The organism is Aeromonas sp. 82P (assembly GCF_051919365.1).
Lineage (GTDB): Bacteria > Pseudomonadota > Gammaproteobacteria > Enterobacterales > Aeromonadaceae > Aeromonas > Aeromonas veronii.
This window is the reverse complement of sequence record NZ_JBQBEV010000001.1, coordinates 3293651-3315147: the sequence shown is the minus strand read 5'-3', so window position 1 is coordinate 3315147 and position 21497 is coordinate 3293651. Positions and strand designations below refer to the sequence as shown.

The 21497-nt window shown below is 59.8% G+C and carries 18 protein-coding genes; 11 read left to right on the top strand and 7 right to left on the bottom strand.

The genetic code is table 11. The features are described from left to right. Positions 1-60: 60 nt before the first annotated feature. Entirely contained in the window at positions 61-954 is an 894-nt protein-coding gene (locus ACTG2S_RS15115) for a DNA replication terminus site-binding protein (RefSeq protein WP_439830111.1), read from the bottom strand. A 522-nt stretch (positions 955-1476) separates the two neighbouring features. On the opposite strand from ACTG2S_RS15115, the gene ACTG2S_RS15110 reads away from it, so the two are divergent. Both ACTG2S_RS15110 and astE read left to right on the top strand, forming a co-directional pair. Beyond that, entirely contained in the window at positions 1477-1686 is a 210-nt protein-coding gene (locus ACTG2S_RS15110; RefSeq protein WP_005337823.1) for a DUF1127 domain-containing protein, read from the top strand. 293 nt (positions 1687-1979) lie between these two features. Beyond that, positions 1980-3005, top strand: a complete 1026-nt coding sequence (gene astE / locus ACTG2S_RS15105) for a succinylglutamate desuccinylase (RefSeq protein ID WP_439830113.1) — start codon at positions 1980-1982, stop codon at positions 3003-3005. A gap of 160 nt (positions 3006-3165) precedes the next feature. On the opposite strand, the gene ACTG2S_RS15100 is transcribed toward astE, so the two are convergent. Next, positions 3166-4719 carry a LysM peptidoglycan-binding domain-containing protein gene (locus ACTG2S_RS15100; RefSeq protein WP_040067949.1) on the bottom strand — a complete coding sequence of 518 codons (1554 nt, stop codon included), beginning with the start codon at positions 4717-4719 and terminating at the stop codon, positions 3166-3168. Between the two features lie 70 nt (positions 4720-4789). Then, positions 4790-5554 carry a hydroxyacylglutathione hydrolase gene (gloB, locus tag ACTG2S_RS15095; RefSeq protein ID WP_005337817.1) on the bottom strand — a complete coding sequence of 255 codons (765 nt, stop codon included), beginning with the start codon at positions 5552-5554 and terminating at the stop codon, positions 4790-4792. A 72-nt stretch (positions 5555-5626) separates the two neighbouring features. Here gloB and ACTG2S_RS15090 point away from each other — a divergent pair, with 72 nt between their 5' ends. Further along, a complete protein-coding gene (locus ACTG2S_RS15090; RefSeq protein WP_005361718.1) occupies positions 5627-6349 on the top strand; it encodes a methyltransferase domain-containing protein in 723 nt (240 codons plus the stop codon). Here ACTG2S_RS15090 and rnhA read toward each other — a convergent pair. After that, the gene (gene rnhA, locus ACTG2S_RS15085) at positions 6337-6801 is read right to left on the bottom strand and encodes a ribonuclease HI (protein ID WP_021231230.1); all 465 of its coding nucleotides are present in this window, start codon (positions 6799-6801) and stop codon (positions 6337-6339) included. The genes ACTG2S_RS15090 and rnhA overlap by 13 nt on opposite strands. A 79-nt stretch (positions 6802-6880) precedes the next feature. Between rnhA and dnaQ the strand changes: the two genes are divergently transcribed. Next, positions 6881-7615 carry a DNA polymerase III subunit epsilon gene (gene dnaQ / locus ACTG2S_RS15080; protein ID WP_064336501.1) on the top strand — a complete coding sequence of 245 codons (735 nt, stop codon included), beginning with the start codon at positions 6881-6883 and terminating at the stop codon, positions 7613-7615. Next, positions 7612-8877 (top strand): TIGR03503 family protein, encoded by a 1266-nt coding sequence (locus ACTG2S_RS15075; RefSeq protein ID WP_115544143.1) that lies wholly within the window; start codon positions 7612-7614, stop codon positions 8875-8877. Before dnaQ ends, ACTG2S_RS15075 begins: the two co-directional genes overlap by 4 nt. 93 nt (positions 8878-8970) lie before the next feature. On the opposite strand, the gene ACTG2S_RS15070 is transcribed toward ACTG2S_RS15075, so the two are convergent. After that, a complete protein-coding gene (locus ACTG2S_RS15070) occupies positions 8971-10488 on the bottom strand; it encodes an HD domain-containing phosphohydrolase (protein WP_113739176.1) in 1518 nt (505 codons plus the stop codon). Between the two features lie 312 nt (positions 10489-10800). Between ACTG2S_RS15070 and ACTG2S_RS15065 the strand changes: the two genes are divergently transcribed. The 6 genes from ACTG2S_RS15065 (at position 10801) to ACTG2S_RS15040 (ending at position 17825) form a co-directional block, all read left to right on the top strand. Further along, positions 10801-11604: a siderophore-interacting protein gene (locus ACTG2S_RS15065; protein WP_368167350.1), complete on the top strand. Its 804-nt coding sequence runs from the start codon at positions 10801-10803 to the stop codon at positions 11602-11604. Between the two features lie 278 nt (positions 11605-11882). Continuing rightward, positions 11883-13850 carry a TonB-dependent receptor domain-containing protein gene (locus tag ACTG2S_RS15060; RefSeq protein WP_439830165.1) on the top strand — a complete coding sequence of 656 codons (1968 nt, stop codon included), beginning with the start codon at positions 11883-11885 and terminating at the stop codon, positions 13848-13850. A 109-nt stretch (positions 13851-13959) separates the two neighbouring features. Then, positions 13960-14976, top strand: coding sequence for a FecCD family ABC transporter permease (locus ACTG2S_RS15055; protein WP_201950226.1), 1017 nt, complete (start codon positions 13960-13962; stop codon positions 14974-14976). Positions 14977-14983: 7 nt separating this feature from the next. After that, the gene (locus ACTG2S_RS15050) at positions 14984-16021 is read left to right on the top strand and encodes a FecCD family ABC transporter permease (protein WP_307896479.1); all 1038 of its coding nucleotides are present in this window, start codon (positions 14984-14986) and stop codon (positions 16019-16021) included. Beyond that, positions 16021-16824, top strand: a complete 804-nt coding sequence (locus tag ACTG2S_RS15045) for an ABC transporter ATP-binding protein (RefSeq protein WP_257123324.1) — start codon at positions 16021-16023, stop codon at positions 16822-16824. The genes ACTG2S_RS15050 and ACTG2S_RS15045 overlap by 1 nt, the downstream gene beginning before the upstream one ends. A gap of 83 nt (positions 16825-16907) precedes the next feature. Beyond that, positions 16908-17825, top strand: coding sequence for an ABC transporter substrate-binding protein (locus tag ACTG2S_RS15040; protein ID WP_139407451.1), 918 nt, complete (start codon positions 16908-16910; stop codon positions 17823-17825). 118 nt (positions 17826-17943) lie between these two features. Here the strand turns inward: ACTG2S_RS15040 and ACTG2S_RS15035 are convergent, their stop codons facing one another. Together ACTG2S_RS15035 and ACTG2S_RS15030 are read right to left on the bottom strand one after the other, a co-directional pair. After that, positions 17944-18297: a copper-binding protein gene (locus ACTG2S_RS15035; protein ID WP_236370908.1), complete on the bottom strand. Its 354-nt coding sequence runs from the start codon at positions 18295-18297 to the stop codon at positions 17944-17946. A gap of 44 nt (positions 18298-18341) precedes the next feature. Beyond that, positions 18342-21470: an efflux RND transporter permease subunit gene (locus ACTG2S_RS15030; protein ID WP_439982752.1), complete on the bottom strand. Its 3129-nt coding sequence runs from the start codon at positions 21468-21470 to the stop codon at positions 18342-18344. Between the last annotated feature and the right edge of the window lie 27 nt (positions 21471-21497).

Below are 21497 nucleotides of genomic sequence, written 5' to 3'. Positions count from 1 at the left end.
TTCATCGTTTATTGCGGCAAGGCGGCGCAGTTATCCCTGAATCAGCTATCCCTGATCCAGTCACCCCTGATAGAGATAGAGGTGCAGCCGCTCTATGATGGGCTCGCCGCCAATCTTGCGATCTCGCCGAGCCTGTCGGCTCTTGGGGGGATAGTTGCCCAGATGGGTGACCGCGGGCGGGGTATCCGAGCAGAGCAGCAGAGGCAGGCTCGCCTTGATCTGCTGCTTGCGCGGGGTGCGCTCCAGCCAGAGCAGGTTGATCATCGGGTGAGTCTTGACCGGGCGGCGGATCCGCAGCTCGGCATCGGCGGGCAGACGGCGAATGTCGTACACCTCCTGATCCACCATCTTGCTCCACTCCTCGTTGTTGGAGAGGGTCGGTATGTAGCGGCGGCTGCGCTCCAGCATCTCAAGCACCTGCTCGCGACTGAGGCGATTGATGGTCTGCTTGTCGGCCCAGGTAAAGCCGAGGGATTGCAGCTCCCCCGCCAGCAGGGTCAGTTTGCGGTAGACCTGCAGGGTGATCACCCCGGGCAGGGCGGTATGTACCAGCTCGAACTTCTCGTCCCGTCCCCCCGCCTGCTGTACCAGCGCTTTGAAATCGAGCTTGCTCTGGTTGATTTGGTCGATCAGCGGTTGCAGCAAGGGGGCTGCGGCGGCAGGAAAGCGCAACCAGCCGGGCAGCCGATGAGTCGCCTTGGTGGAGCAGCCGGGGCGGGCACTGTGATCCCGATAGGCGGCGAGGGTGGCCGCCAGCGCGGCTTCACCGTTGAGATAGCCCACCTCAATTTGCTCGATCGGGTCGTGCTCTTCCCCCTGTGCAACCGGGGGGAGGGGATAGACATGGGCCTCCTGCAGCTCGAGCTGGCCAAGCAGATCGGCCAGCTGGTTGAGAGAGGCTTCTATGGCGGCCATCTGTTGACGCAGGGCGGCGGTCGGGGTAAAGGTATCCATCGATGATCCTGTGGTTTCATCCGCCGCTGACGGCATAAACGATGGCGTCAGGGCAGGGGAATAAACTACTGTATAAATAACCATACCAGTATGCCGGTTGCGCGCCAAGAGGGGCGTTTGTGGGTCGTCATCGAGGGAGTGGCGAGGGAGGAAAGGTAAGTTTTTTTATGTTTCATGGTGTTAATTTAAGATCACAATGAGATCACTGAATTAACAATTTAATGTAATGACGGGGTTGCCACCAATGGCGCATCCATTGGCGAGTGCATAGGCAATGCGGTAAATTGCATATGTAAGGTAGTGCCATGCAGCACAATATGCTGCGGGCCGTTGATGGTCGAATAGTGACTTAATTATTCTTTATAAATCAAAGTATTAAAATTGTATCAGTCAGTTTTTTACTATTAGTTTTCCTAATGTAACGTATCAAAATTCGTCAATTGAGTCGGCCCTGTTCCCTGACTAAGCTTTGCGCATCAAATAAAGCCCAGTGCGTAAACAAATATTCAGAGGAGCCACATCATGGCCAACATGACTTATACCGAAACCGGTTACCAGCATTCCAGCCAATTGAATCTGGTTGCTCGCGTTAAAATGACCGTTCTGACCTGGCTGGAGCGCAGCCGCAGCCGTCGCCAGCTCTCCGAGCTGCCCGAGTACCTGCTCAAAGACATCGGCCTGAACGAAGCTGACCGTTATCAAGAGACCACCAAGCCGTTCTGGCGTGGTTGATCTGCCGGGCATGGATGCCTTGTTTTTCTGCTGAGTCGTTTGCTGTTCTGCCCCTGTGGCGCCCAGCTGCCATGTCTGTCATTGTCTGTTTTATCTCCCCCCGTTTTCCCCCTGTTATTTGTTGGTCCTTTTTCCTCTCCTCTTTATTCCATATCACTACCGTCATTGCTGTCATCGTTCGATTGTTATCAGGCTTGTATCGTTAATGTTTGAATTTGTTAAAAAACGATTTTAAGCCGCGATGCCTTGCGTATAATCCGGCCATAGTATTCCAGAGCGAGAGAGTGAGACGGATGATTCCCCAGCACGATTTTTTGGCCTTGACCCGCAGCCATGAGTGGCAGCTTGAGCCCTTTGAATGTGCCCTGCCCGATGGTGCGCGGGTCAGCGTCTGGGATACGGGCGTGCTCTGTCTGGAGCCTGCCAGTGGCGCGGGCGACCAGCCGGGAGGACGCAAGGATATCGTCCTCTCCTGCGGCATCCACGGCAACGAGACCGCTCCCATCGAGATCTGCAACCAGCTGCTGAGTCGTCTGCTCTCAGGCGAGCTGAGCGCCCGCCATCGGGTGCTGTTCCTGTTTGGCAATCCGGCGGCGATGAATCTGGGGCTGCGGGAGGTGGAGGAGAACATGAACCGGCTCTTCTCCGGTGCCCACAGCAAGGGGGAGGGACTCTGCAATCGGGAGCGGATCCGCGCCATGCGCCTCGAGCAGTATGTGAGCCGCTTCTTTGCCGATCCGGCTCGTCCCCGTTACCACTACGACCTGCACACCGCCATTCGCGGTTCGCGCCACGAGAAGTTTGCCGTCTACCCCTTCCCCCACGAGCGGCCTCACTGCCGCGAGCAGGTGCAGTTCCTCGGCGCCTGCGGGGTGCGTACTATTCTGCTCTCCGCCAGCCCGACCACGACCTTCAGCTACTACAGCTCCCGCCAGCATGGTGCCCACGCCTTTACGGTGGAGCTGGGCAAGGTGCGCCCGTTTGGCGAGAACGACATGACCCGCTTTATCGAAACCCGTCAGGCGCTGCAGGAGCTGGTCACTCAGGATGAGGTGGCGCTGGAGCCGTGGCGGGCGGATGATTTCACCCTGTTTGCCATCGATCGGGTGATCACCAAAAAATCGGAGCAGTTTCGCTTCCTGTTTGCCAGCGATGTGGACAACTTCACCGAATTCCCCCAAGGGTTCGTGCTGGCCGAGGATGGTGAGCTGCGCTACACGGTCGAGAAGCCGCGTGAGGCGGTGGTCTTCCCCAATGCTAATGTGGCGATCGGTCAGCGCACAGTGCTGATGGTGGTGCCGACAAGGCTCTGGGAATAGCGGTGATAGTTTTGCCTGTAGAGCGGTGATGCATCGGCAGGCGGCGCCAAGCCATTGTTTTAGTCGGTGGCTCAGACACAGCAGCGGTTAGCCGCAGTAATAAAAAACGGGGCCAGTCAGATGACTGGCCCCGTTTTTTATCGGGTTCAAGCGGTGAGGCTTAGCTGTTGTTCTTCACAAACAGGGTCAGCTCCTGACCAGGCTTGAGGTAATCCCCTTTATCCAGCTGATTCCAGCGCATCACATCGTTGATGGCCACCTGGAAGCGAGCAGCGATGGAGGAGATGGAGTCGCCACGGCGAACCTGATACACCATCGATTTGTCGCTCTTCTTCCCTTGCTTTGGATAGACCACCAGCTTCATGCCTGGTTTGAGCGCCGACTTGGCATTCAGACCATTCCACCTGGCGAGCTCTTCGTGGGAGACGCCGTGTGCCTGGCTGATGCTCCACAGGTTGTCACCCGAGCGCACCTTGTAACTGACTTTGGCCTTCTGGCTGCTGCCACGGCTTGCCAGCTGCTGCGGTTTGCTGGCGGAGCTGGCCTTGCTGCTGACCTGACCGTGGGTCGGGATCACCAGTTGCTGACCGCGACGCAGGTTGTTGCTGCGCAGATTGTTGGCCAGCTTCAGCTCGTTCACGCTGACACCATGATTCTGGGCGATGCGCGACAGGGTATCGCCACTGGTGACCTGATAGGAACGGGTACGAATACGCTCGCTCTTGGGCAGATCGGCCAGTGCCAGCTCCAGGGTATCGGCATATTCTACCGGTACCAGCAGGCGGTAAGGGCCACGGGGCGACATCACGCCACGGCTCAGGGCCGGATTGACCTCCTTGAGCTGTGACGTGCGCAGACCGGCCAGTTGGGCGGCCACATTCAGATCGATCTGGCTGCCGGTCTCCACCACTCGCAGCTTGGGCTCGTTGGCGAGCACCGGCAACTGGATATTGTACTTGTCCGCATTGCTGATCATGTCAGCCATGGCGAGGATCTTGGGCACATACATCCGGGTTTCGCGGGGCAGATCGAGCGACCAGTAGTCGGTCGGTTTGCCTGCGCGCTGGTTACGCTGGATGGCGTTGCGCACCCGACCTTCACCGGCATTGTAGGCGGCCAGCGTTTGCAGCCAGTCACCGTCAAAGAAGCGGTTCAGGTACTCCAGATAGTCGAGCGCCGCATTGGTGGAGGCCAGCACATCGCGCCGTCCGTCATACCAGTTGTCGTGGCGCAGACCGAAGTTTCTGCCTGTCGCTGGCACAAACTGCCAGAGTCCGACGGCATTGCTGCGGGATCGGGCATGAGGATCAAACATGCTCTCGATCATCGGGACAGTAATAAGCTCCATTGGCAGCTCACGCCGTTCAATCTCCTCTACCATCAGATAGAGGTAGGGTTCAGCCCGGCTGGCAATGGTCGCCAGATGCTTATCATTGCGCAACAGCCACTCACGTTGCTGGCGGATGCGCGGGTTGTCCGGAGTTTCCAGTTGCATATCATCGCTGATACGCACCCACAGATTGTCCGTATCTTCCATTTCGTCCAGCTGTTCATCGCCAAACAGGAAATGGGAAGAGTGTTTTTTATGCGCTTTTTTCTTGACCTGGGGGGACTTGATCGGCTCGATTGCCGTTAGCGCCCGGTCATCCTGATGGCTCAGGTTTTGGCAGCCGCTGAGCAACAGCGCTGCCAATAAGGCCGTTCGTACCTTCATCTCGTTCCGGTCATTTTTAGGAAAAACAGCTCGCATCATAAGGGGCAATGGCCCCCTGATCAAGGTTTGTTCAAAAAACGTCCTTCCACTGACGCAGGATGGTGAAGGTATCTACCGGATTTTCCACGCATTTTAGCCCATGTTTTTCAGCAGAAAATTTCACTGAATCCTGTTCGCATCGCAGAAAAATGTTGAAAGTGCGTTCGTCACCCAGCCGGGTTGGCAGGCTTGGCAGCCCTTGTTGCCGCAGTTTGCTGATCAGCCCGATCTGGCGGCGGATCGCCGGGTTGTCCGGCTCGACCGCATAGGCAAAACGTAGGTTGGAGAGGGTGTACTCGTGGGCACAATAAATGAGTGTCTCATCGGGCAGGGCGGCGAGTCGTTGCAGCGAGTGGTACATCTGCTCCGGCGTCCCTTCAAAGAGGCGGCCACAACCGGCCGAGAAGAGGGTATCGCCACAAAACAGCATGCCGTTGCCGTGGTAGGCGATGTGGCCGCGAGTGTGCCCGGGCACATGGATCACCTCGAGGGCGAGGCCGTGCCAGTTGATCTGATCGCCATCTTCCAGCCACTGACCGTGGTGATCCGGCATCGGGTCAAGTTTGGGGCCATAGAGCCGGGCGTGGGGGAAGTGGGCAAGCAGGTCGGTGACGCCCCCGACATGGTCGTGATGGTGATGGGTCAGCAGGATGGCATCGAGCACCAGCCCCAATGCCTCGAGCCGCTCCAGCACGGGGGCGGCATCGCCCGGATCGACCACCAGACAGTGATTTTCGTGGCGGATCAACCAGATGTAGTTGTCATTAAAGGCTGGAACTGTGATCACTGGATACATGAGTCTGCTTCTCTTTAGGGAGGGTATCTTATATAACAGGATGGCGTTCGAAACCCCGAGTTGAGCCCTATTATGCAGGTGGCACGTACCGAACAACAAATCGAGATCCCGACCAGCTGGTCTGCATTGCCTATGGGGGACTGGGTGGCGGCCGAGATCCAGGATCGGCTCGACAACTGGTGTCCCAATCTGTTTGGGTATCATCTGCTGAAAATTGGCGCTCTGAGCGCTGAACTCTCCTGCAAACGCTCCTCCATTCGTCACCAGATCGGGGTCGCCCCCGGCGGGCGGTTGCTCGACATGTATGGCGATCCCCTCGATCTGCCGGTGCGAACCGGCAGCGTCGATGCCTGCCTGCTGGCTCATTGCCTTGATTTCTCCGCCGATCCCCACCAAGTGTTGCGCGAAGCCGAAAGAGTGTTGACCGACGATGGCTGGCTGATCATCAGTGGCTATAACCCCATGAGTCTGGTCGGGATCGGTCACTGTGTGCCGTTCTTGCGGCGCAGAATGCCCTGGTCGGCACGAATGTTCACCCCGGGGCGGGTGACGGACTGGCTGCATCTGCTGGGATGCGAGGTGATGTTCGACGAGCGTTTCGGTTACTCGTTTATGGGAAAACAGAGCTGGCACAGTTGGTGGCGGGAGAGTATCGGGCGGGATTATTGCAGGGCATTTGCATCGGTATATGTGATTGCGGCCCGTAAACGGCGCTTTCCACTGATCCCGGTGCGGCGGCGCTGGCAACTGCCAAAGTCCCTCGCCACACCGGGAATGGCCCGTCAGGGCTGGTAGCCGGTATCCTCGGCCAGATCCTTGCCGCAGGCGGCCTCTCTGGCCAGCTCGTCGCACCGTTCGTTCTCCGGGTGGCCGGAGTGACCCTTCACCCAGAGCCACTCAATCTGGTGGCGACCCACTTCCGCATCCAGCTCCTTCCAGAGATCGACGTTTTTGACCGGTTGCCGGTTGGCGGTCATCCACCCTTTCTTCTTCCAGCCGATGATCCACTGGGTGATCCCCTGGCGGACATACTGGCTGTCGGTGGTGAGGCGAACCTTGCACGGTTCGTTGAGGGTGCGCAGCCCCATGATGGCGGCCATCAGCTCCATCCGGTTATTGGTGGTCAACCTGAATCCGGCGGAAATCTCTTTGCGGTGCTTGCCGTAGACCATGACGGCCCCGTAACCACCCGGGCCCGGATTGCCGAGGCAGGAGCCGTCGGTATAGACATCAATCTGTTTTAACATGAGCAATCAATCTGTTTTAACATGAGGCTTGGGGTAAACTAGCGAGTAATTAAAGCCGAAGTTTGACATAGATTGGATCATGAACACACCCCAACTGAATCGCCAGATCATTCTGGATACTGAAACCACAGGTATGAATACGGCGGGTGGCCCTGTCTATCTGGGGCACCGCATTATCGAAATCGGCTGTGTGGAGGTGATCAACCGCAAGCTGACCGGTAACCACTATCACGTCTATATCAAGCCTGATCGTCTGGTCGACCCGGAAGCGATCCAGGTGCACGGTATCACCGACGAGTTTCTGCGTGACAAACCGTCGTTCAGCCAGATTGCCGACGAATTCCTCGAGTTCATCCGCGGCGCCGAACTGATCGCCCACAACGCGCCGTTTGACGTGAGCTTCATGGACTACGAGTTCAGCAAGCTCGGACTCAACTTCAAGACGGCGGATATCTGCACCATCACAGATACCCTGGCGATGGCGCGGGATCTATTCCCCGGCAAGCGCAACAACCTGGATGTGCTCTGCGATCGTTACGGTATCGACAACTCCCACCGTACCCTGCACGGGGCTTTGCTCGATGCGGAGATCCTGGCGGACGTCTACCTGCTGATGACCGGCGGCCAGACCAAACTCAATCTGGCCACCGAGAGCAACGAAAACGAAAGCAATCAGGACACCAGTATTCGCCGGTTGGAGAGCAACCGACCTGCCCTCAAGGTGGTGCGTGCCAGCACCGAGGTTCAGGCCCTGCACGAGGCGAGACTGGATCTGGTACAGAAGAAGGGAGGAAGTTGTCTGTGGCGGCAATGAGCAAGTGGTGTGCCGGCCTGCTGCTGTTGCTCTCGCTGGGGGCGACGGCGACCGAAGTGTTTGCTCCCTCCGACATCCCGCTGCTGGATAACCGCTTTCGCATCGATTATGGGGTTAAGGAGATAACCTTCATTATCAAGCGCAAGCCAGGCACTCCGTCCGTGATCCTGGTTCGCCCCGATGGCAGCAAGCTTTACGTGGGCAAGGTCAAACCCGCAGATGTGGGTTGGCTGGCGCTGCCGGAGCATGATCTCATTACCCTGCGCAATCCCATGCCGGGCCCCTGGCAGGCGATTGGCGAGGTGGATCCCGACAACCGGGTGCGCATTCTCTCCGATATCCGGCTCGATATTGCCGCCCTGCCGATGCAGCTCTATCAGGGGGAGGTGGTCAAGCTCAAGGCGTGGTTGCTGATCAATGGTCAGCAGCCGAAAGATAAATACTATCTCTCTGACCTTGGCATGACCGTCAAGCTGCAATCGTTCAGCGATGCCGATAAGAAAGAGGTCGTGCTGGATCAAGTACTTGGCCACTATCGCGATGATGGCAAGGGGCTCGACGAAGTGCCGGGTGATGGCATCATGACGGCGGAAGTGACGCTGCAGGATATTCCCGGTGGCAAGTACCGCGCCATGTTCAGCACGGGCAATCAGGTGTTTGTCCGTGCCCGTTATCAGGATGTGCTGCTTTACCCCTATCCGTTCAGCTATAACTTGTCGCCGCCTTCGGATGAGCTGGGTGCCAAGCTCTCACTGCTAATCGACCGTGATGAGCTGGATCCCGCCTCTGTGGTGGTCAAGGGGAGTGTGACCAGCAATGTGGGCGGCCTCTACGAGTTCAGCGAGACTGCCAGCGACCCCAAGCTTGATATCGATCTTTCCAACATCAAGGAGGTCGGTCAGCATGAGGTGAAAGCAACCCTCTATGGCACCACTCGCCTCGGCCGTGAGCTGAAAATCGAGTTGCCGGTGAAAACCTTCAATGTCTTCCCGCCACCGCCGCCTCCTGTAGAGGTGGTGTCGGCCGCCGCACCGGCCTCCAGTGCTGAGGCGACCCATCAAGCCCCGGCAGAGGAGGAAATGGGCTGGCTGATCTGGGCATTGGCGGGTGGTGGTGTGCTGCTGGCGGTATTGGGTGGGGTCGGGTTTGTGGTGATACAAAAACGGCGTGCCCTGAAGCGTGCTCTGGCCGCTGCGCAGGCCGAGAATCAGCAAGCCGGACAACCTGCCGCCAAGCTGGATCTCAATCTGCCAGAGCAGTAACCCTCGTACTGAAGTGGCGTGATGCCAGAGATAAAAAACCGCCCTGATAAGCAGGGCGGTTTTTTTTAGTTCATAAACAGAACAAGCTGGCTATCAGTGTTCGCCGATATAGACATCCTTGTTCTGCTCGCGGATCTCGAGGAACTTGTCCAGATTGGCCATCATCAGCTCGACCAGCTGGGGGTCGAAATGCTGCCCCTTCTCCTCTTCAATCAGGGCCAGCACCTTGTCCAGCGGCCACGCCTTCTTGTAGCAGCGATCCGAACCCAGGGCATCGAACACGTCAGCCAGCGCCACAATCCGCCCCTCCAGCGGAATATCCGTCCCTTTCAGACCGCGGGGATAGCCACTGCCATTCCACTTCTCATGGTGATTGCCAGCGATGGTGGCACCAATCTGGAACAGCGCCAGATCGCTGCCGGAGAGCATATCCTGCCCAAGCTGGGCGTGGGTTTTCATGATCTCCCACTCCTCCGCTGTCAGCTTGCCCGGCTTGTGCAAGATGGCATCGGGAATTCCCACCTTGCCAATATCATGGAGCGGTGAGGCACGTTTCACCAGCTCGCTCTGCTCTTCGCTCATGCCCATCAGGTGGCAGAACTGTTCGGTATAAAGCGCGACCCGTTTGACGTGCAGTCCTGACTCTTTTGAACGGGTTTCGACCAGTTCGCCGATGCGATAGATGATCTCCCGCTGGTTGTCGGCGATCACCTCATTGAGCCGGATATTCTCCAGCGCCACTATGATGTTTTCGGTAAACAGGGTCAGCAGACTGGTATCGATCTGGCTGAGCTGGCGGGTGGTCTCGATGTGGAACAGCAGGTGGTGGCGCGGATTCTGACAGTAGAGCACCATCTGCGTGGCGTTATAGACGTTGCTGCGCTTGCTCATGGCCTGGCGCAGGATCTCCGGCGCGTCCGTGAGGAGCATGGCTGGATGGCCGGGGAGCAGGGGCTCCAATACTTGATCCTTCACCTCATAGGCGTATTGCTTGACGTCGTATATCTGGGTTTCCCCCAGATGGAGCAGGGCGCTGAGCTGCTCCTGGGCGCCTTCGACAAACTGGCGCAGGGCCCGTTTCTCAAAGATCCCCTTGGAGGCTTCGATGACTTTTTCCAGCCCCTGACGGTTACTCTCCAGGGTGCGGATATCCCGATATGAGCGCAGGCTGGCCCGCAGCAGGGTGCGCAGCTTCTGGGAGGTGAGCTCGGTTTTATCCTTGTAGTCGTTGATGTCGTAGTTGGTGACCACGTCATCTTCCGGCGCCTGGCCGGGTTGGCCGGTACGCAACACGATGCGTACCATCTTGTTTTGCAGATCTTCACGGACGTATTTGACGACATCGAGGCCGGCGTGGTCGACCTCCATCACCACGTCCAGCAGCAACAGAGCAACGTCCGGGGTGGTGGCCAGCAACTCTTTGGCCTGTGCCGCGGAATAGGCATGCAGAAAATCGATGGGGCGATTGTCAAACTCGAATTTGTTCAAGGTGATTTTGGTGATGCGATGCACTTCAGGCTCATCGTCAACAATCATCACCTTCCAGCCCGCTTGCTGTGCGTCGGGGAGGGAGAGATCGTCATCATCAATAATCAGGATCTGGTCATCCATCATACAATCCTGTTTGGCATCCTGTGCTTACATTAACTGCTTCACTAAGGATAGGAAACTTATTGGGAAATAAAATTTGATCTAGAAAAACTATGGTCGAAATAGGCAAATGGAACCCTGCGTGACAGTGTTGTTGTCCGGCTGCTTTCTTCGTCCAATCATGGGACTAGCGTGCATAAGCCCGTTTCTCTGTTCGGGGGCTGATGGTAGTGATTAGTGATGTTTGAGCCGGATAGACGAGAAATAATCTTATTTGATAGTAATTCCTATTTGCGTGTAGCATGGGCGACACACTCAACGAGGAGCCTCATTGTGTCCCCATCTCTGCCTCCCAATCGTCCCCGTCTGCTGACTGTCAAAGCCATTACCCAGATCACCCCCCATTTGCGTCGTATCACCTTTGGTGGCAGCGAACTGGCTGACTATCCCTTCACCTGCGGTGGGGCCCATATCAAGGTGATGCTGGCCCAGCCCCATCAGGTAGAGCCGGTGCTGCCTGCAATGACCCCGAGCGGCCCGCGCTGGAGTGACCCGGCTGACAAGCCGGTGATCCGTACCTACACCATCCGCGCGTTTCGCCGTGATGAGCAGGAAATTGATATCGACTTCGTGCTGCACGGTGACGGTGGGCCCGCCAGCGCCTTTGCTACCCATGCCAAGCCGGGGGATAAGGTGATCCTCTCCGGGCCGGGTGGCCCCAACCCCATGCTGCAACCGGCCGATCACTACTGCCTGGTGGGGGATCTCACCGCCTTGCCCGCCATTATGGCGATGTGTGAGGTGATGCCTGCAGATGCCAGAGGGGAAATTGCGACTCTGGTGCCGGATCAGGCCGATGCTCAACCGTTGACGCTACCGGTTGGGGTGCGCTGTCACTGGTTTGTCGGTGAGCCCGAGTCCAGTGGCCTGCTGGAGCATGTGATTGCTCTGCCGCTGGTGCGCGATGGTGGCTTCTTCTGGTTGGGTGGGGAGGAGGCGCTGGTGCTGCCGCTGCGCCGCCATTTTCGCTCTGTGCTCGAGGTGGATCGCCAATCGCTCTACGCCGTGCCGTACTGGCGCCGGGGTAAGAGTGAAGAGGCCTATCACCAGACCCGTCACGATGTGATGGATAATTAAGCGGATGCGAAAGAATACCTGATTCACGCTTGCAAATAAAAATGATTTGCATTTAGTATTGCGCCGTCCCGATGTCAGTCGGTACGGCGCTTTTGTTTTTGATGGCTGCGAGTGGCAAAGCACAAAGCAGGGCCTGCCGTAATGCACTGATGTTCGGGGTGATGGGGCATGGACAACTGTTCATGCCAATGAACTCCATCACTTTGCACCGGGTCTGGCGAGGTCAGACAGGGATGTCGGTGGTGTTGGCCTTGGTTGTTTTATGTGGAGTATTGATGATGCGTACATCATCCCGACGATTTGCAGTGCATCCGCTGGTGTTGTCCCTTTTTACCATGCCAGTTCTGGCCCAAGGGACTGCGCCTGTTACCGCTCATGAAACCATGGTGGTGACGGCGACCAAAACCCGGCACAGCGAGCTGACCGCCCCGGCCAGCGTCTCTGTGGTGACTCGGGCCGAGCTCGACAAGCTCAATGTCAATGATCTCACCGGTGCCCTGAAACAGTTGCCGGGGGTCAATATCAGCCCTGCGACCAGCTACGGCCGCAGCGAGATCAAGTTGCGTGGTCTGGAGGGGGATTACACCCTGTTGCTGGTCAATGGCCGGCGTATCAGCTCCCGCGATGCTCTTACCTCCGGTTATGGCAATGATTTCGATCTCTCTGCCATCCCCATGGCGGCCATCGAGCGTATCGAAGTGATCCGTGGCCCCATCTCCTCCCTCTACGGTGCCGATGCGCTGGGTGGGGTGGTCAATGTCATCTTGCGCCAACCCGGGGAGAAGACCGAAGCGGCTGCCACCTATACCTTCAGCGACCCCACCGATGGTCACGGCGGGGATATCAACAAGGCGAGTGCCTATGTGGGCGGGGCACTGATCGACAACAAACTGCTGGCCAACCTGGTGGTGGAAGGGAACCACAGAGATGCCTGGCAGAGCGAGCAGAGCATCAACCCCAAGGCCGATGCCATCGAGCAGCGTGAAAAGCTGGGGATCCTCTCCAACGTCAAATGGCTGATCGACGATCGTCAGGATCTGGATGTGGGGATGAACTACGCCAAAGACGATCGGGAGGCCCACTGGAACAACTACAGCCAGACGCCGCGCAATATCCAGCAGATGGAACGACTGGGACTCAACGCCACCCACGTCGGCCGTTGGGATCAGTTCGACAGCCGGGTCGGCTATGCCTTCGAGCAGGTTGACCTGTTTGACGACTCCGAACTGATGACGGCGCTGAGCAAGACCAGCGGCGATGTGAGCCAGACCAACCACACCTTCGATGGCCAGCTGAGCGGTAATCTGGGCGGCCACCTGCTGACCAGCGGTGCCGAGTACCGCATCACCGAACTCAAGCATAACGTCAATCTCAAGGGGGGCGATGTCAGCGTCAACCAGAGCGCGCTCTATCTGCAGGATGAGTTTGGCTTTGGCGATCTGGCGTTGACCCTGAGTGGCCGGGTCGATCACCACGAGACCTATGGCACCGAGTTCAGCCCCCGCGGTTATGCCCTCTACAGCCTGACGGACAACTGGGTGGTCAAGGGCGGGATTGGCAAGGCGTTCAAGGCGCCGACTATTGCCCAGTCCAACCCGGATTATGCCGTAGCTGCCTGTCGCGGTCGCTGCGCCGTGGTGGGCAACCCGGATCTGAAACCGGAAACCGCCGTCAGCTACGAGCTGGGCACCGCCTATGATGGTTCGTTCTGGGGCGCCGGGGTTACCGCCTTCCACAACGATATCAAGGACAAGATCCAGAGCGAGGCATGGACCTCCACTTGGCGTCCGGCGGTGATGACCTATCAGAACGTCAGCAAGGCCCGCATCAAGGGGGTGGAGCTGAGCGGCTGGTTTGATCTCACCGATAACCTAACCCTCTCCAGCAACGTCACCCTGATCGACGGGGAAGACAAGACCAGCGGCAAGGATCTCTATCGGACGCCGGAGCATACCGCCAACGCCAAGCTGGAGTGGCAGGTCATCGAGAGCCTGAGTACCCAGCTCGGCTGGAACTACACCGGCAGCCAGATCCTGCCGGTTCCGCGCATGAGCGGCACCACCTATGAGACCACCGCCGGATTCCACACACTGGATGTCGGGGCAGTCTGGAACGCCACCCGGGCACTGGATCTGAAGTTCGGACTCAACAACCTGACCAATACCAAGCGTGACTGGGTTGCCACCGAGGCTGATCAAATTCTCGACGGGCGCACTGTCTATGCCGGTGTGGCCTACAAGATGTAGTGGCTGAGCGGGAGCCCGCACTGGCGGGCTTCCGCTGTTGCCACGGTATCACCTCGGATGACGGCTTTTGTGTCAACAAGATGGCATTGCAATCATAAGGAGTTAAAGGGTGTTTAGAGACCAGACTTCGCTGTTCTGGCTGGGATTGTTCCTCCTGTTCATACTGCTTTCTCTCTCGCTCGCCACCGGTGCGGGTGTTTATGGTGCCCGCGAGGTGTTCGGCTACCTGATGGGTGACGCGCCTTGGGCGAGTGACGAGAAGCTCGCCATGGTGCTCAATACCTTGCGACTGCCGCGCACCCTCTGCGCCATGGTGGTCGGCGCCTCTTTATCTCTGGCTGCCTCCTTGCTGCAGAGCGCGACCCGCAATCCGCTGGCGGAGCCCGGCCTGCTCGGGGTCAACGCCGGGGCCGTCTTTGCGCTGGTGGTGGGGCTTACCTGGTTCGGGGTGGAGTCCGCCTACGGCTATCTGCTTTGGGCCGGACTCGGCGCGCTGCTCGGCAACGTGATTGTGCTGGGGCTCGGCATGATGATTGGTCGCTCCAACCCCCTCAAGCTCATTCTGGTCGGGGTGGCGCTCTCCGCCACCTTCGGCGGTCTCTCCAGCTTTCTGCTGCTCTCCAACAAGATGGTGCTGGAGCAGTACCGCTTTTGGAACCTCGGCTCCCTGTCGGCGGCCAATCTCGATGCCATCATCGCCGTGCTGCCCTTCGTGCTGGCGGCGTTTGTCATCACCCTGCTCCTCTGTCGCCAGCTGACCCTGATGCAGATGGGGGACAGTCAGGCCCAGGCGCTCGGGATCCGCCCAAACCGGGTGCGAATTGGCGTGCTGTTGGCCGCTACCCTGTTTACCGCCAGTGCCATCGCCATCGCCGGCCCCATCGGCTTTGTCGGCTTTCTGGCCGCCTACTGTGGCCGACTGGTAGAGCCGGTTAGGTTGTCGGTGCAGGTCTGTTTCTCCGCCCTGTTCGGCATGTTGTTTCTGCTGTTGGCCGACATTCTGGCGCGCTGGCTGATCCAGCCGTTCGAGCTGCCCAATGGCGTCATTCTGGCCCTGATTGGCGCACCTGTGCTGATCGCCATTGTTCATCGCGGGGGCTTTCGTACCCTGCTGACCGTCAAGTGAGGGGCTGATGCGCACACCTACCGATATGCTCTGTCTGCGGGCCGGCAACCGCTCTGTGCTGGTTCATCTGCCGAGCTGGCGCCGGCTGGTTCTGTTGGCCATGGCGCTGCTGGCGCTTGCTCTGCTGGCCTTGAGCGTTGGCGGCGGCAAGCTTGGCTTGGCCGGGGTGGTCAACACTCTGCTGGGGGAGGGGACGCGGCTTGAGCAGCTCACCCTGTTCAAGATCCGGCTGCCGCGCATTCTTGGGGTCATGGTGGCGGGGGCCGCCATGGGGCTCTCCGGCTGTCTGGTGCAGACGCTGGTTCGCAACCGGCTGGCCACACCCGATATGGTGGGGGTCAACAACGGGGCCTCTCTGGCCATCATCGTCTTCTCCCTCTACCTGACCGTGGGCAGCTGGCCCTGGTGGGCGGCACCTATCGGAGCCATCTTCGCGGCGCTGGTGCTCTATGCCCTCTGCCGCAAACCGGGCGAGCAGGGCTATCTGTTCGTGGTGATCGGTATCGGCCTCTCCGAGCTGTTCGAGGCGCTCGGCCAGTTTGTGATGTCCACCCAGGCCCTGCTGCATTTGAGCTCTCTCTATCTGTGGAACATGGGCAGCTTTATCGCCGTGGGTTACAGCACCATCACCCCGATTGTCATCCTGTTGCTGGTGCTCTGCCCGTGGATCGTCTACCTCTCCCGCGCGCTGGCGGTGCTGCGCTTTGGCCCCGAGATGGCCAGAGGGCTTGGCGTCAACGGCGATCGGGTACAACTGGGCATTCTGGCCCAGGCCATTCTGGTGGCGGCGCTCGGCACCGCCATCGGCGGCCCCGTGGTCTTTATCGCCATGGCGGCCCCCATTCTTGCCTCCTGGCTGGTGAAAGACCGGGTGGTGCCGCTCTGGCTGGCGGCGCTTAGCGGCGCCCTGCTGCTGCTTGCCAGCGATACCCTGGTTCGGGTGCTGGCCAGCCCCCACGAGGTGGCGACCGGCATCATGACCCGCATTCTCGGCGGCCTGTTGCTGCTGTTTCTTCTTGTTAACGATCGCCAGAGGGCTGACTGATGACGCTCACCGTAAATCGCCTCCACTTCGCCTATCAGCAGACCCCCATTTTGCGGGACATCTCTTTCAGCGTGCCGAGGGGCAAGCTGGTGGGGATCGTCGGCCCCAACGGCTGCGGCAAATCGACCCTGCTCAAGCTGCTATCCGGCCAGATGAAAGCCCAACGCGGCGAGATCCTGCTCAAAGGCAAGCCGCTTGCCAGCTACCCCATGAAGGGGCTGGCGCGGGAGCTCGCCTATCTGCCCCAGCGGCCAACCCTGCCTGCCGGCATTCTGGTGGAGCAGCTGGTGCAGTATGGCCGCCACCCTCATCAGGGCTGGTTCAATCAGTGGGGCGAGGAGGATGCCCGCATGGTGCGTATTGCCTGCGAGCGGATGCAGCTTGAAAGCATCTGGCAGCAGAGCGCCGCGTCCCTCTCCGGCGGGCAGGCACAGCGGGCGTGGCTTGCGATGATCCTGGCCCAGGACAGCGACATGGTGCTGCTCGACGAGCCCACCAGCGCCCTCGATATCGGCCACCAGACCGAGGTGATGGAGGCGATTCACCGCATCACCGCCGAGGGTAAAACCGTGCTGCTGGTGATCCACGATCTGGCGATGGCGGCCCGCTACTGTGACGAGTTGATCGCCATCGGCGAGGGGACCATTGCCGCCATGGGCCCGGCCCGGGAGGTGGTGACCAAATCCCTGATCGACCAGCTCTACCAGACCAGTGTCGACATTCTGCATGCCCCCGGCGACGGGGCGCCCATTATCGTGCCCCGTCGCCACGAACATGGCTGCGCCCTGCGTTCGGCGAGTTGAGTCATATGGGCCTGTTCTGTGGGCCCGCCGAGTATATTCACGCGGCCGATTATCCGGGCCGTGCAACGAGAAGGAGTGAGATGATGAAGCGTTTTGCCGCCCTGGCAGCAGCCATCCTGATGCTGGCCGCGCCGCTGGTTCAGGCGCAGGAGATGCGTGAAGTGACTGATGCGTTTGGCCAGAAGGTGCAGGTGCCAGTCCAGCCAACGCGGGTGGTGGTGCTGAGCGAGCTCGAACTCGACAGCACCCTGACCCTGGGGCTGACCCCCATCGGCGCCGTCAATGGCCGTGGTCAACCCACCTTGCCTCGCTATTTGCTGAACAAGGCGGGCATGGGGATCCAGGTGATCGGCGATCTCGACAGCCCCAATCTGGAGTCGCTGATTGCGCTGGAGCCTGACCTTATCCTGATAGGCCAGACCCGTCCAGAGCTGCTGACCTTGCTGGGGGAGATCGCGCCGACCGTGGTGACCAGCAAGTGGGGTGAGCCGTGGCAGGATAGCTTCCGCCGCACCGCTCACACCCTCAACCGCGACCAGCAAGGGGATACTTTCTTGCTGCAGTATGCCGAGCGGTTGACTCAGGCTCGCAGCAAGCTGGCCAAACATCAGGGGGAGAGCATCAGCATAGTGCGCTGGAACCCCAAGGGGCCGAGCTTTATGTATCAGGGCACCTTTGCCAGCAGCGTAGTGGAGTCGATGGGGCTGGTACGCCCAAGCAAGCAGCAGGGTACTGGCGCGCCCCACTCACCGGCGCTGAGTCTGGAGTCCCTCAACCTGCTGGATGCAGACTGGCTGGTGGTCGGCACTCTGAGCGCCACCGGTGATGCGGTGGATGCCATGCGTCAGGCGGAGCAGACCCCGGCGTTCCAGCAGCTGCCGGTGATCAAGGCCAAGCGCTTTGGCGCCGTGGACGGATCGCTCTGGACCTCCAGCGGCGGCCCGCAGGCGGCCCTCAAGGTGATCGAGGATGTGGAGCAGTTGCTGGCAACCCGCAGCTGAGTGCCATGCGCATCAGAGGTTGACCCAACGAACAGGTTGAGCAAAAGAAGAGGGAGGCCGATGCCTCCCTCTTGCGTTGTCACTGTCTATCGTGACCTCTTCGGCGAGCCAGAGCCGTTTATTGCGGTTGGATGGCTGTCACTGTGAGCTTGCCGCTCTGGCTTTCGGCATGAAAGTGGATGGCATCCCCCACCTTCAGCCCCTTGAGCTGGGCCGGATCTGCCACTCGAAAGACCATGGTCATGGCGGGCATCTTGAGATTCTCGATCGCCTCGTGCTTGATGCCGACCTTGCCGCTCTCCTCATCGAGGCGGGTAATGACCCCCTTGGTCATCACCATTGCGGCCTGTTCGCTCATCTCACCCGTCTGACTCATATCGTGCCCTTCATGGTGCATCATCTCTTCGGCCTGCAGGTTGGTCTGGGTGGCAAGGCCAAGCAGCAATGTCAGGGTCAGCGTTTTGTAGTTCATGATGGTTTCCTTATCGTTCAGTCAATATGGATCGTGAAATCGGGTTATTCGGATTGCGGGTTCGCGCTTTTGCCAAGGCTGCGACTGCGCCACAGGTAATAGGCCGCTGGCAGCACCAAGAGGGTCAGCACCAGCGCGCTTACCATGCCGCCGATCATGGGGGCGGCGATGCGCTGCATCACTTCCGATCCGGTGCCGTGGCTCCACATGATGGGCAAGAGGCCGGCGATGATGGTGACCACCGTCATCATCTTGGGGCGAAGGCGCAGGGCGGCGCCGTGGATCACCGCACGATGCAGCCCCGCCTTGTCCGGCTTGCCACTGGCCACCAGGTCATCCCAGGCATGGTTGAGGTAGACCAGCATCAAGACGCCGGTCTCTACCGCTACCCCCGCCAGGGCGATAAAGCCCACCCCGACTGCCACAGAGAGGTTGAAGTCGAGCAGCCAGAGGGTCCAGATCCCGCCCACCACCGCCAGTGGCAAGGTGGTGAGAATGAGCAGTACCTCCTGAACGCGGCGAAACGCCAGATAGAGCAGCAGCACGATAATGGCGACCGTCAGCGGCACCACGTAGGCGAGGCGCGCCTTGGCCCGCTCCATGTACTCGTATTGGCCAGACCAGGTGAGGGCATAGCCCGCCGGCAGCACCAGCTGCTTGCCCACCTCGGCTTTGGCCTCATCGACGAAGGAGCCAATGTCGCGGCCGCGAATGTCGACGTAGACCCAGCCGTTGAGGCGTGCATTCTCGCTGCGCAGCATGGGGGCTTCATCGCTGATGTAGACCCGCGCCACATCCGCCAAGGCGATGCGTGCGCCACTTGGAGTGACCACCGGCAGCAGCTCGAGGCTCGCCACCGAGTCGCGATAGCTCTGGGGGTAGCGCAGGTTGATGGGGTAGCGCTCGCGCCCCTCGATGGTTTGGCCCACCTCCATGCCGCCCACCGCGGTGGCGAGCACCGCCTGCACATCGGCGATGTTGAGGCCGTAGCGGGCCGCTTTCAGTCGGTCGATATCCACCTTGACGTAGCGGCCACCCGCCACCCGCTCGGCGTAGACCGATGAGGCACCTTCCACCTTGCCAACGATCTGTTCCAGCTGCTGGCCGAGCTGCTGGATCACCTTGAGATCCGGCCCCGCTATCTTGATGCCGACCGGGGTCTTGATGCCGGTGGCCAGCATGTCGATGCGGGTCTTGATGGGGGGCACCCAGGCGTTGGTGAGGCCGGGGAAACGGATGAGGGAGTCGAGCTCCTCTTTGAGCTTCTCCGGGGTCATACCGGGGCGCCACTGATCGCGTGGCTTGAGCTGGATGCTGGTCTCCATCATCACCAGATCGGCAGGGTCGGTGGCCGATTCGGCGCGCCCCGCCTTGCCGAACACGTTCTGCACCTCGGGCACGGTACGAATTAGCTTGTCGGTCTGCTGCAAAATCTCCCGCGCCTTGCCCACCGAGATATTGGCTGCGGTGGTGGGCATATACATGATGTCCCCCTCATCGAGCGGCGGAATGAACTCGGAGCCCAGGTACTTGAGTGGCCAGAAGCCCGCCACCGTCACCACGGCGGCGATGGCCAGGGTGGTTTTCGGGCGGGCCAAGACGGCTTTGAGCAGCGGCACATAGCCCTGGCTTAGCCAGCGGTTCAGCGGGTTGGCCTGCTCCGCCAGCACCTTGCCACGGATGAAGTAACCCATGATCACCGGCACCAGCGTGATGGCGAGCCCGGCCGCGGCGGCCATGGCGTAGGTCTTGGTGAAGGCCAGCGGATGGAACATCCGCCCCTCCTGTGCCTCCAGCGCGAACACCGGCAGAAAGCTGATGGTGATGATGAGCAGGGAGAAGAAGATGGCGGGCCCCACCTCGATGCTCGCCTCGGTGATGATGCGCCAGCGGTTCTTGTCGGTGAGCGCCTCCCGCTCCATGTGCTTGTGGACGTTCTCGATCATCACGATGGCGCCATCCACCATGGCGCCGATGGCGATGGCGATGCCCCCCAGCGACATGATGTTGGCGTTGATCCCCTGCAGATGCATCACGATAAAGGCCACCAGAATGGCGATGGGCAGGGTGATGACCACCACCAGTGACGAGCGCAGGTGGAACAGGAAGGCGAGGCAGACCAGCACCACCACCGCGAACTCCTCCAGCAGCTTGCCGGAGAGGTTGTCGATGGCGCGCTGGATAAGGTCGGAGCGATCATAGACGGTAACGATCTCCACCCCTTGTGGCAGGCTGCTCTTCAGCTCCGCCAGCCGCGCCTTGACCCCGTCGATGGTGTGCTGGGCATTCTCGCCGTAGCGCTGGACTATGATGCCGCCCACCACTTCCCCTTCACCGTTGAGCTCGGCGATGCCGCGCCGCATCTGGGGGCCGGTGAGCACATCTGCCACATCCCCCAGTAGCAGCGGGGCACCGCGCACAGTGGTACCGAGCGGGATCTGCTTCAGATCCTCGACGCTTTTCAGATAGCCATTGGAGCGCACCATGTACTCCGCTTCCGCCATCTCGATGACGGAGGCGCCGGTCTCCTGATTGCCCTGCTTGATGGCGGTCTCGATAAGGGAGAGCGGGATGCCGTAGGCGCGCAGCTTGTCCGGATCGACCCGCACCTGATACTGGCGCACCATGCCGCCGACGGTGGCGACCTCGGAGACGCCATTCACCGTCTGCAGCTCGTACTTGAGGAACCAGTTCTGCAGCGAGGTGAGCTCGCTGAGGTCATGCTTGCCAGTTCTGTCCACCAGCGCGTACTGATAGACCCAGCCCACCCCGGTGGCATCGGGGCCGAGCTGGGGACGGGCGGAGGCGGGCAGATTGGGCGCAACCTGGCTTAGGTACTCCAGCACCCGGGCGCGGGCCCAGTAGAGATCTGTGTTGTCGTCAAACAGCACATAGACGAAGGAGTCGCCGAAGAAAGAGTAGCCGCGCACCGTGGTGGCCCCCGGTACCGCCAGCATGGCGGTGGTGAGCGGGTAGGTCACCTGATCTTCCACCACCTGTGGCGCCTGGCCCGGATAGGAGGTCTTGATGATCACCTGCACATCGGAGAGATCCGGCAGGGCATCCACCGGGGTTTGCTTGACCGACCAGAGCCCCCAGGCGGTGAGCATGAGGGTCAACAACAGCACCAGAAAGCGGTTGCCCACCGACCAGCGAATAATCGAGGGGATCATGGTTGAACTCCTTTCTCACCAAGTACA

Coding starts and splice junctions, on each gene's coding strand:
- ACTG2S_RS15115 (WP_439830111.1), bottom strand. CDS start 954: ATGGATACCTTTACCCCGACCGCCGCCCTGCGTCAACAGATGGCCGCC.
- ACTG2S_RS15110 (WP_005337823.1), top strand. CDS start 1,477: ATGGCCAACATGACTTATACCGAAACCGGTTACCAGCATTCCAGCCAA.
- astE (WP_439830113.1), top strand. CDS start 1,980: ATGATTCCCCAGCACGATTTTTTGGCCTTGACCCGCAGCCATGAGTGG.
- ACTG2S_RS15100 (WP_040067949.1), bottom strand. CDS start 4,719: ATGAAGGTACGAACGGCCTTATTGGCAGCGCTGTTGCTCAGCGGCTGC.
- gloB (WP_005337817.1), bottom strand. CDS start 5,554: ATGTATCCAGTGATCACAGTTCCAGCCTTTAATGACAACTACATCTGG.
- ACTG2S_RS15090 (WP_005361718.1), top strand. CDS start 5,627: ATGCAGGTGGCACGTACCGAACAACAAATCGAGATCCCGACCAGCTGG.
- rnhA (WP_021231230.1), bottom strand. CDS start 6,801: ATGTTAAAACAGATTGATGTCTATACCGACGGCTCCTGCCTCGGCAAT.
- dnaQ (WP_064336501.1), top strand. CDS start 6,881: ATGAACACACCCCAACTGAATCGCCAGATCATTCTGGATACTGAAACC.
- ACTG2S_RS15075 (WP_115544143.1), top strand. CDS start 7,612: ATGAGCAAGTGGTGTGCCGGCCTGCTGCTGTTGCTCTCGCTGGGGGCG.
- ACTG2S_RS15070 (WP_113739176.1), bottom strand. CDS start 10,488: ATGGATGACCAGATCCTGATTATTGATGATGACGATCTCTCCCTCCCC.
- ACTG2S_RS15060 (WP_439830165.1), top strand. CDS start 11,883: ATGCGTACATCATCCCGACGATTTGCAGTGCATCCGCTGGTGTTGTCC.
- ACTG2S_RS15050 (WP_307896479.1), top strand. CDS start 14,984: ATGCGCACACCTACCGATATGCTCTGTCTGCGGGCCGGCAACCGCTCT.
- ACTG2S_RS15045 (WP_257123324.1), top strand. CDS start 16,021: ATGACGCTCACCGTAAATCGCCTCCACTTCGCCTATCAGCAGACCCCC.
- ACTG2S_RS15040 (WP_139407451.1), top strand. CDS start 16,908: ATGAAGCGTTTTGCCGCCCTGGCAGCAGCCATCCTGATGCTGGCCGCG.
- ACTG2S_RS15035 (WP_236370908.1), bottom strand. CDS start 18,297: ATGAACTACAAAACGCTGACCCTGACATTGCTGCTTGGCCTTGCCACC.
- ACTG2S_RS15030 (WP_439982752.1), bottom strand. CDS start 21,470: ATGATCCCCTCGATTATTCGCTGGTCGGTGGGCAACCGCTTTCTGGTG.